The sequence below is a fragment of the Methylophaga sp. UBA2012 genome (genome assembly GCF_002335235.1).
Lineage (GTDB): Bacteria > Pseudomonadota > Gammaproteobacteria > Nitrosococcales > Methylophagaceae > Methylophaga > Methylophaga thalassica.
Genome location: NZ_DDCG01000017.1, coordinates 48663 through 58807 on the forward strand (window position 1 = coordinate 48663; position 10145 = coordinate 58807).

15 protein-coding genes are annotated in these 10145 nt (G+C 43.0%); 7 read left to right on the forward strand and 8 right to left on the reverse strand.

All coding sequences use genetic code 11. From position 1 onward, the window contains the following. Positions 1–6 precede the first annotated feature (6 nt). The 8 genes from B2248_RS12560 to B2248_RS12595 form a co-directional block, all read right to left on the reverse strand. Positions 7–708, reverse strand: coding sequence for an ABC transporter ATP-binding protein (locus tag B2248_RS12560; protein WP_273180821.1), 702 nt, complete (start codon positions 706–708; stop codon positions 7–9). A gap of 103 nt (positions 709–811) precedes the next feature. Beyond that, positions 812–1264: a Fur family transcriptional regulator gene (locus tag B2248_RS12565; protein ID WP_273180823.1), complete on the reverse strand. Its 453-nt coding sequence runs from the start codon at positions 1262–1264 to the stop codon at positions 812–814. A gap of 125 nt (positions 1265–1389) precedes the next feature. Next, on the reverse strand, positions 1390–2046 hold the full coding sequence (locus B2248_RS12570) for a DUF1826 domain-containing protein (protein WP_273180826.1): 657 nt from the start codon (positions 2044–2046) through the stop codon (positions 1390–1392). Continuing rightward, entirely contained in the window at positions 2043–3251 is a 1209-nt protein-coding gene (gene zigA / locus B2248_RS12575; RefSeq protein WP_273180828.1) for a zinc metallochaperone GTPase ZigA, read from the reverse strand. Before zigA ends, B2248_RS12570 begins: the two co-directional genes overlap by 4 nt. Next, positions 3235–3639 (reverse strand): TraR/DksA C4-type zinc finger protein, encoded by a 405-nt coding sequence (locus B2248_RS12580; RefSeq protein WP_273180830.1) that lies wholly within the window; start codon positions 3637–3639, stop codon positions 3235–3237. The genes zigA and B2248_RS12580 overlap by 17 nt, the downstream gene beginning before the upstream one ends. Further along, positions 3632–4009: a MerC domain-containing protein gene (locus B2248_RS12585; RefSeq protein WP_007144802.1), complete on the reverse strand. Its 378-nt coding sequence runs from the start codon at positions 4007–4009 to the stop codon at positions 3632–3634. The genes B2248_RS12580 and B2248_RS12585 overlap by 8 nt, the downstream gene beginning before the upstream one ends. A gap of 115 nt (positions 4010–4124) precedes the next feature. After that, entirely contained in the window at positions 4125–4592 is a 468-nt protein-coding gene (gene greB, locus B2248_RS12590; RefSeq protein ID WP_273180832.1) for a transcription elongation factor GreB, read from the reverse strand. Positions 4593–4658: 66 nt separating this feature from the next. Continuing rightward, the gene (locus B2248_RS12595; protein WP_273180835.1) at positions 4659–5045 is read right to left on the reverse strand and encodes a tautomerase family protein; all 387 of its coding nucleotides are present in this window, start codon (positions 5043–5045) and stop codon (positions 4659–4661) included. A 324-nt stretch (positions 5046–5369) separates the two neighbouring features. On the opposite strand from B2248_RS12595, the gene B2248_RS12600 reads away from it, so the two are divergent. The 7 genes from B2248_RS12600 to B2248_RS12630 all read left to right on the forward strand — a co-directional run. After that, positions 5370–6539: an amine dehydrogenase large subunit gene (locus tag B2248_RS12600; protein WP_273180838.1), complete on the forward strand. Its 1170-nt coding sequence runs from the start codon at positions 5370–5372 to the stop codon at positions 6537–6539. Then, positions 6539–7075 (forward strand): MauE/DoxX family redox-associated membrane protein, encoded by a 537-nt coding sequence (locus tag B2248_RS12605; protein ID WP_273180840.1) that lies wholly within the window; start codon positions 6539–6541, stop codon positions 7073–7075. Before B2248_RS12600 ends, B2248_RS12605 begins: the two co-directional genes overlap by 1 nt. A 9-nt stretch (positions 7076–7084) precedes the next feature. Continuing rightward, the gene (mauD, locus tag B2248_RS12610) at positions 7085–7681 is read left to right on the forward strand and encodes a methylamine dehydrogenase accessory protein MauD (RefSeq protein ID WP_273180842.1); all 597 of its coding nucleotides are present in this window, start codon (positions 7085–7087) and stop codon (positions 7679–7681) included. Between the two features lie 28 nt (positions 7682–7709). Next, positions 7710–8246 carry a methylamine dehydrogenase light chain gene (locus B2248_RS12615; protein ID WP_273180844.1) on the forward strand — a complete coding sequence of 179 codons (537 nt, stop codon included), beginning with the start codon at positions 7710–7712 and terminating at the stop codon, positions 8244–8246. Then, positions 8236–8694, forward strand: coding sequence for a c-type cytochrome (locus tag B2248_RS12620; RefSeq protein WP_273180846.1), 459 nt, complete (start codon positions 8236–8238; stop codon positions 8692–8694). The genes B2248_RS12615 and B2248_RS12620 overlap by 11 nt, the downstream gene beginning before the upstream one ends. A gap of 1 nt (position 8695) precedes the next feature. Beyond that, positions 8696–9151 (forward strand): c-type cytochrome, encoded by a 456-nt coding sequence (locus B2248_RS12625; protein ID WP_273180848.1) that lies wholly within the window; start codon positions 8696–8698, stop codon positions 9149–9151. Positions 9152–9371: 220 nt separating this feature from the next. Beyond that, positions 9372–10145, forward strand: a 774-nt coding sequence (locus tag B2248_RS12630; protein WP_286723167.1) for a cation:proton antiporter, incomplete at its 3' end; no start/stop codon positions are given.

The window sequence follows — 10145 nt, forward strand, 5'->3', positions numbered from 1 at the left end:
CTTAAATTAAGCTGAGAATTGCTCAAAGTATTGTTCTGTTAGATCAGGTAACGTCAGATCATCATTTTTTATTAGCTGTTTTAATTTCCCCTGACTCATAATGCCGATCTGGTCTGCTAATTGATGAGCACATAGCAGGTCATGGGTGACAATCAAAACCGCAGTACCGCGTTGTTTGATGGTATTGACTACCTCGATAAATTCTTGAGTGGCAACAGGATCCAACCCGGATGTGGGTTCATCCATCAAAACCAATTTGGCATGTTTTAGCAGTGCAAAGGCAATCGCCACTTTTTGTCTCATGCCTTTAGAAAAACTACCGATTTTTCGCTCTAATTGTGCTTCTGTAATCCCTGTTCTAAGCAGCACATCCTTGATATCTGACTGAATAACTTTTACACCGGCAAGCTCAGCGAGATAGCTGATATTTTCTACGGCAGAAAAACTCGGATAGAGATGAACATTTTCGGGGATATACATCATCTGCTCACGGCACTCAGTCCGCTGATGATACATATCGATACCATCCAGAACAGCACGACCAGAATCTGGTTTAACAAATCCTAATAACATATTGAGTGTAGTTGTTTTTCCAGCACCATTAGCACCCAACAGACATAAAATTTCACCAGAATCTACTGTAAAATTTAACTCATTTACAGCATGGTTCTTTCCATAATATTTGTTCAAATTACTGACTTCTAACATGTAGTTTCGTGTCCATGACCTATTATTATTTGATAATCATTCTCAAGATATTGATATATCATATCAAATTTAATTATAAATAAAACCCAGCGTTTCTGGGTTTTTATTGTTGCTGACAGTGCTCACATAGCCCATGTAATTCCAACTGGGGACTATTTAATTGAAAGTGATTTTGTTGAATGCTTTTTTCTAATGCTTCAATAAGCTTAGTATCGACCCCAACTTCACTGACTGACTGGCAATTATCACAAATCAGAAACTGTGGTGTTTCGTGTTTATGTGTGCAAGTAATATGAGAGCAAGCAAGAAACTTATTGGTTGAGGCCAATTTATGGACCAGGCCCTGTTCAATAAGAAATTCGAGCATTCGATACACTGACATTGCTGGAATTTTTTCACCCAATTTTTGCTGATAGAGATCAGCGAGTTCATAGGCAGACTGAGGATGAGCATTTTCAAGAAGAAGCTCCAACACCACTTTACGTTTAGGTGTCAGTTTGCCTCCATGCTCAATACAACTTTTTTCAGCTTGATTTATTGCTTTCTCTTTATCCATAACATCACTTAAAGGTGTAGCGGTCATCAGGCGCGAACATTAACGATGACAGGTCAATCATAACGGAATTTTAACAGTTAACCATCCTATCAGGAACTAACTCCGAAACAGACTATGAATTATTCCTATGCGAAATCAATACCGAGAAACAAACGTCGGTTATCTGGACTGGCTAGTGGCGATCGATGAACTAAACCATCCACTCTGGACTCAGTCCAGCCCTGCCCCTTCATCAATAAAACATCACCTGGCATGGCTTTTTGTATGGCATCCTCATGCCAATAAATGCCTGAGCTTTCATCAGGCTGACCATTCGCTCCTGCACCAAGCTTGTCTCTATTGACATTATCTTCCAGTAACCACTGTGTTGTATCACCTGTATAGGTTGTGACCAGGCGACATAATAATTTATCGACATGAAAGCGTGGGCACATTGTTTTATCTAATAACTCCAGTCTTAAGCCGACATGCGTTAAATCAAATAAATCTGCAAACACTTCCGCCAGAAACGTCATATCATTTTCCAGTGCAGTAAATGCCTGTTGTTTTAATGAGGCCCTCAACCATTCTTTCACTTCACTGGGTTTCAACACCGCCCTGAGCGCAAAACTTGAATGGGTATTCACTAAGCCAGCAATATCATCAAGCAATGCTGAACTTCTATTTCTGCGCCATAAAGCCAAGTTAATATTTTCACTATATATACTTGATAAATCATACACTTCAGATACATAGTTAATGTTACCTGGAAACTCAACCTCTTGCCTTTTTAATGCTGTCATTGCATTTGCCACGCTGGAAAGGGGTCAGGTAATGTCTGCCACATTGACTTACCCGCTAATAGTTCTTCATCCGTCAATAAGCAAGCATCTAATTGCTTTTTGACCTGAGTTTCATTGAGATTCTGTCCGATAAAAACCAACTCCTGACGCATATCACCAAAGGGTTCTTGCCAGTTCTCCATAATGACTTCAATTGATGCATCATCTTGTGGCCAGCGTTCAGTAGGGACAGCCTTCCAGAACATACCCGCGAAACCATGATGGGCAATACCACCGGCCTGATTCCATTGCCCGGCAAACTGCGGGCGACTGGCTAACCAGAAATATCCCTTAGACCGGATTAATTTTCCACACGGCCACTCCTGATGCAGAAACTCATAAAACTTCTGCGGATGAAAAGGCTTGCGTGCTGTATATGAAAAACTACTAATGCCATACTCTTGCGTTTCAGGAATATGCTCACCACGGGCCTCTTGTAACCAGCCTGGTGCTTGTGACGCTTTATCAAAATCAAACTTATGTGTGGCCAAGACTTTTTCCAGTGGTACCTGGCCATGTTTCAGGGGAATAATTTCGGCGAGCGTATTTAAGCTTCTCAGTATGGATGTCAGCTCATTCAACTCTGCGGTGCTACATAAGTCAGTTTTGCTGATTAGAATCACGTCGCAGAATTCGACTTGTTCTATTAACAGATCCGCCACACTACGCATATCGTCTTCACCGAGATGTTCGCCAGTATCTTGTAATAACTGCGCTTCACGAAAATCTTTTAAAAAGTTGACGGCATCGACCACCGTTACCATCGTATCTAACCGGGCAATCGTCGATAAACTCTCCCCTTCTTCATCGGCAAAGGTAAACGTCTCGGCGACGGGTAAGGGTTCGGATATACCGGTTGATTCAATCACCAGATAATCAAACCGACCTTCATCTGCCAAACGTTTGACTTCAATCAGCAAATCCTCACGTAAAGTGCAGCAAATACAGCCATTGCTCATTTCAACCAGCTTTTCTTCTGCCCGATTAAAATCCACTTCGTTATTTAATTGCTGAGCATCAATATTAATTTCACTCATATCATTCACAATAACCGCGACTTTCCTACCCTCACGATTATTCAGGATATGGTTGAGTACAGTGGTTTTGCCTGCGCCAAGAAAACCTGACAAAACAGTCACTGGCAGGCGCTTATCGTTTGTCTTCATAACGTCGTTCTCTTTTTTCATTTATATTCTTGATATCGGTACTGTATTCTGCCGTTGGCCTAATCAATAGCCGTGCTATGCCAATCGGTTCCCCACTTTCTATGCAATAGCCGTAATCTCCCTGGCGTATCCGCTGCCTGGCTTTGTCAATTTTAGGAATCAGCTGACGCTTACGAACGGCCAGTCTTAATGCAAGCTGAGCCTCGTCTTCCAGAGTCGCTCGATCCGATACATCACTGACTCTTTCATCGTTAATGTCCACCTTTGATGCTTCAATTTCATCCAGTGTCTCTTGCCTCAACTCAAGCAACCTGGCATCAAAAAAAGCTAACTGCTCAGCATTCATATAGTCAGCCTGGTCCATAGCCAACAAGGCTTTTTCATCCATTACTTGGCTCCATCACTAAGGATTTTTTAGTGACTAACTTACGATTCCAGAAATGCCCACTCATAATCGCAAGCGCCGATGGAATCGTAATCCAGAACTCATAATGCTCGGGCAGAAAAAAGGTCGACACCATGGCACTGATTCCCAGAACTACTAGAATCATGGGTACATGATTACCATGCTTGATATAGGCAAAAGGTAAGCTCAACAGAGCAAATAAGATAACCGGTACTAACATCACCTGATGTATCCAGGGTGAGTCCAGCCAGGCACTGACAGCACCTAATGCCGCTAACCCCATTAACATCGATGTAATAACACAATGCACTAAGCACAAGCCTGAACAAGCAATTGCAATATTGTCTTTCATAAGCACCTCTTAATTTATGATATATCGTATCATATTGTTAAAAAATAGCAGATGCAAGAAAATTCATGGTTCAAACTAAAAATGGAATTAGACGTTTAGAAAAAACATCACTGAACTAATAGCGTATTGCCAAGACAAAGTAGACTTTTTTCTGACCAGCAACCTCAATGACTACCTCATCATCTATCGTCTTACCCAGTAACTTTCGCGCTAATGGCGAATCGATACTGATATAGCCTTTTGAGGCATCAATCTCATCCGGGCCGACAATGCGATATTCCTTTTCATCACCCTCTTCTGTCTCAACAGTGACCCAGGCAGCGAAAAAAATATGATCTTTATTATCGGGCGCCTGATCCACCACTTTCAAATCAGGTAATCTTTTTTGCAAATAACGAATTCGACGGTCGATCTCACGTAATTCTTTTTTACGGTAAATATATTCAGCATTCTCAGAACGGTCTCCCTCAGCTGCCGCCGCTGAAAGCGCTTTCACCACATCACGGCGTCGTGCCCAACGCGCAGTGAGTTCTTGGTTCAGCTCTGCGTAGCCTTCGGCAGTGATATACGGTGAAGATGCCATTGTTTACATTCCAAATGAAAAAGGCTGGATCATATCAATATTCAATAAATACGTGAGCTTTGATGCTCAGACATTCACCTTATAATTGAGATCTCTGGCTTCATCTCCTGTCATACCTCGAAATCCCCACTGATAAGGTGCCTGTTCGTGAATAGTGATCTCAATATCACTGGGAGAGATAAAAAGCCGTGTTTCAATTTCTTGAAATAAAGTCTTAATCAATTGTTTTTGTGTATCAACTTGTCGCCCTGACATCATATGAATTTCTATCACCGTATAAGCGTCTGTTCGTCCGCCGGGATAATAGAAATCATCTTTATCCATCGGAATAAAGCGATGAGCCCGTTTATCTTCAGGTAATCCCAACACAGTCTGCATACATCGATGAATAACATCTGATAACTGCGCTTTAATTGGATTAAGCCTCTCTTTAATACCGTAAATAATAATCATTGAATAAAAACCTCAATTAAAAAAAACACTGCGATAAGACGTCATACAGTTTTGCATGGCCAATGTTTCAAGCTTAGCCACTTTATTAAACACGCAAACCACTCAAAAAAGTGCACTCAACGTGGCTTATGCACAGATATAAAGCATAAATTTATACAGCCGACTTTCATTTCTGTATTTCAGTGCTTATCAACAAAAAAAATAGTTTTAACAATCAACCTATTAAAGATAAACACTTATTAATCTGAATTAACTAAACACCTTGGCATATTTAATGCCTCATTTGATGTAATAAATTTTTTTCAGTTAATCGGGAGATAAATCATGCACTATAAAAATATGTTGATGCTGAGTTTGGGGTTGATAGGCGCAATAAGCACAACATTGAGTTATGCAGAAGATGAGTTTGTTCCTGAAGTATTAACCGTTGAGCCTACTATCCGGCCTGGTCCTAATATTTTTGTATTGGATCAAAGCTGGGATGGTTCCAGTTGGGTTCATGTTCTCTCCGCTGAAGATCTGACCTCCATTAAAGGCAGCCTGAGTTCCGGGGTTGTTTCTCAATTTGCTATGAGTAAAGACCGAAAAACAGCCTACACGACATCGGTCTACGCCAAAAGAATCATGTCGGGGCCAACGGAAGCTGTATTAGAAGAGTTTGATGCAGATAGTCTCGTCAAGAAACGTGAAATCATTATTTCTCCCAAAATGGCGCAGTCATCGCCACAGCTAAGTTATCTTGAATTTTCTGCTGATGGTCATTACGCCTATGTGCAAAACGCGACTCCAGCCACGTCGGTCACCGTGGTTGATTTAACAGCAGGCAAAGTGTTGACCGAAATTCCTAACCCAGGCTGTGTGGGAATTTACCCCGCTCCGGAAGGTAATCGTTATAGCACATTATGTGGTGATGGTACGCTAACCAGTTATTCCTTCTCAGATGATGGCAAAGCCAGTGCGCCAGTAAAAAGTGCAAAAATATTTGATGCCGATACGGACCCTGTTTATGTTCACAGTGTGCGTGCTGATGGCGATCTATTGTTTACTTCATTTAATGGCACGCTCTACCGCGTGTCTGATACCAAAGAAAAACCAGCACTGGTTGATAGCTATTCCTATGTAAAAGGTATCGATGGTGGCTGGGCACCCGGTGGTGTTGCCATTATGACCTACAACAAAGCCAATAATGTGCTGTTTGTAACTATGCATCCTGATGCCTATGACGGCAGCCATAAAGATGGAGCGAAAGAAATCTGGGCGATTGGTCTGGATAGTAAAAAAGTGCTGTCACGTACGGCTGTTGAGATAGAAGACTCTGGCATCGCTTCTCTCGCGGTCACAGATGATAAAGAGCCTTTGTTATTTGCTCATGATGCTGAACTGGGCGTGGTCTACCGCTTCACCATCGATCCAAAAGCTGGCTTCGCTGCAACACTACAGCAAGACCAGGCTGAAGATGTGGGGTATTACGATACTATCTGGATCGACAAATAATGGATACGCTTCAGCTTTTACATCTGACCTCGATAACAGCAACAACATTTCTGCTGTTGTTATTCGTCATCTCGGTTTTGCATAAACTCTCCGATGTGACGCATTTTTCTGGCTATGTGATGAATTATGACCTCTTACCAGAGGCATGGATCAAGCCCGTCACTTATCTGCTCATTAGTATTGAGATAATGATCAGTCTTGGACTGATGATTCCTGCCTTTAATACTGTTGCCATGAGCACTGCAATATTGCTGTTATTGGGCTATGCCATTGCTATGTTGATCAATATCCGCCGAGGCAATACCCAAATTGAATGCGGCTGCGGCGGGCCAGTGATGTATTTATCTTATGACCTGGTATTACGTAATTGCTTGCTTGTATTGATAGCCATACCGGCCCTGTTTTCACCGGTCACTAATATAAACATGCTCGATACATTCATCGCGGTCAGTTGTGGTGCCCTGTTGTTTCTCATGTTCACCATCGCTGAAAAACTACTGGCCAACTTTCATCACTCACATCATTTAAACCGGTAAATACACACCATGATTAATACACTTATTTTTCTTGTCGCCGTTCTCTCCATCATCGTGATTATGCTGACGATTATGGTTTTCGCTATGACACGCCAGATTGGCATTTTGTTTGAAAGAATTTCGCCGGTGGGCGCCATGATTAACGACTCAGGCCCAGAAATTGGTTCAGCCAGCCCCAGTTTTGATTTAACAAGTTTAAACGGCGGTGATGTGAAGATTGGTTATAAAGGTGATAAAAGCACGCTGGTGTTTTTCTTATCTCCCACCTGCCCAATCTGTAACAAGCTGTTACCGGCCATTAAATCAATTCAAAGCAGTGAAGCTCGCTCGCTGAATGTGATTTTAGCCAGTGATGGTGATGCGACCAAACATCGCGAGTTTATTCAAAAACACGATATTACTAATTTCCCTTATGTTTTATCACAGCCTTTAGGCACAACCTACCGGGTTTCACGACTGCCATTTGCAGTGTTACTCAATAAAGACGGTGTTGTGCTTGCCAAAGGTTTAGTCAATACGCGCGAGCAACTGGATAGCTTATTTAATGCGGCAGAAACAGGATATGCCTCTATCCAAGACTTAGCCAAACAAAACACGATTAACTAAAAATACTTATTAGACCAAGGAGACATCCATGTTGACTAAACTAGAAAAAATGCTCCAATTGCTTGATAACCGAGCAGAAAAGCAAGCCCGTAAAAGTGCTGAAACACACGGAAGAAGAAGCTTTTTATCAAAAGTCGGCGGATTAATGGTCGCCAGTGCCATGATACCTGTTCTTCCCTTCGATCGTTCCATGGGTCGGGCTGAAGCCGCTGAGGTGGCCGATGAAACCTCATGTGATTATTGGCGTTATTGCTCGCTGGATGGGACTTTATGTAATGACTCAGGTGGCACCACAACCTCATGCCCACCTGGTTCTGAAGCATCAAAAGTCTCATGGGTAGGCACCTGTCTTAACCCGGATGATGGCAAAGATTATTTGGTCTCTTACAACGATTGCTGCGGTAAAGCAGCCTTGGTGGGCAGCACTTACTGCTTTACCAGTGAAGGTGAAAAACCCGGTTATCGTATGGGGCTGCACAATGATATTAACTGGTGTATGGCCAATGATAATAAAGGCTATTACTGCACGGTCGCACTTCTCGTGGGTATTGCTGATGAGGAATAACCTCAATTATCGCCAGCGCCTCATTTCATGTGTTTTGCTGCTAGGCAGTAGCGTATCGAGCGCTTTTGCTGCTGACAGTGGTCAAGCCTTGTTTGCCAATACCTGCGCAGCATGTCATGGCGAAGCAGGTGTGGGCACGCCAGGCTTAGCCCCACCCTTGCAAAACCCTGAACTTTGGCAACGTCTTGGTAGCAAAGGCAATGAGTATATTGCTGGCGTCATGACCGCTGGAATGAGTGGCACCATCACTGTTGCCGGTACCAAATACCGCGCCATGGTGATGCCGCCACAATCGATGATTCCAAGTGAGGATCTGGCCAAAATTGCTGAGTATGTACTGGTCACTTTAAACGGCAGTAAAACATCACCGGATGTCGCGCTTATCGATAAACTAAAAGCGAGCCCCATGAGCCATACAAAACTACGTGAGATACGGAAACAAAATTAATATGCTGATGCAACGCTTCAAACAGTTATTAGGTTTAGTCATCACGATGCTGTCAGTGACGTCGGTAATGGCCGAACCAGCACATTACAATGCCTCGACGAATTACATTTTGCGTTGTGCCGGCTGTCATGCAATGGATGGCACTGGCTCAAAAACAGGTGGTATCCCTCCTCTACAGCTGATAAAAACCTTTACTTCAGATGCGAAGGGACGGGCTTACCTTATGCATGTACCTGGCGTGGTCAGTACGGGGTTAAGTTCTAAAGAAATTGCTGAAGTCATCAATTATGTGGCTGAGCGTTGGGGAGATAAAACGATTCCTTACACTCCATTCACCGAACAGGAAGTAACAAAACTGCGTGCCGAAAAGATTGCCGATATAGTGAGTTATCGCCGAGAAATTACCGAAAAATACAAAGCTGAAGGCAAAACCGTAGCTGAATATCCCTGGCCTTAGCCCATATTTTCAGCTAATTTTCTAAGCACTTGAGCCACTAAGCTCGCATCGATCCAGCCAAGGTTCATGCATCACTAAAAAGTCATTTGCAATAAATCGTATATGCTATATTTTCAACAGATGTAGCGTCGTCAAGCAGACGACCATATCGTGTGTTTGAGACCACTTCTGCAAAGCGTTCTTCCTTACTTACTACTATTCTGTTTTATGGATATAACTGATGACTGACATCCTGCTTCTGACCTTTGTATTTCTGGCTGCAGGTGTATTAGTTGTCCCTATTGCATCTCATTTTTCACTAGGGTCGGTCCTAGGCTATTTGATTGCTGGTATCCTCATCAGCCCGCTGTTAACACTGTTCAATGTCAATGTCTCAGCCATACAGCATATCGCTGAATTTGGTGTGGTGATGATGCTCTTTCTGATTGGCTTGGAATTAGAGCCGAGAAAACTCTGGTCCATGCGTGCTCGTTTACTTGGTTTGGGTGGCGGCCAGATTTTATTAACCACTGGCGCGGTCACAGCGATTGGCATCATGCTGGATCAACCCTGGTCAGTCTCGTTCACTATTGGTCTTATCTTTTCCTTATCTTCCACAGCCATTGTTTTGCAAACGCTGACGGAAAGAGGACTATTAAAATCTGATGGTGGCCAGGCTTCCTTAGCCGTTCTTTTAATGCAGGACATTGCCGTCATTCCAATGTTGGCATTGGTGCCATTGCTTGCTCTACCGGAGCTGGTAAACGTGATTAATCAAGCCAGTTCTGAACTCGCTCCTGCAACCGGGCAAAGCCTGAGCTTGATCGATGGTCTGAATAGCTGGCAAGTGGCTTTGGTTACCATCGCGGCTGTTGGCACCGTGGTGTTAGGAGGGAATTACCTGATTTCACCTATATTCCGCTTTATTTCACTCGCCCACTTGCGTGAACTATTCACAGCCACCGCCTTGATGTTTGTTATTGGCATTAAAAAACATCAAGGCGGTGGCTGTGAA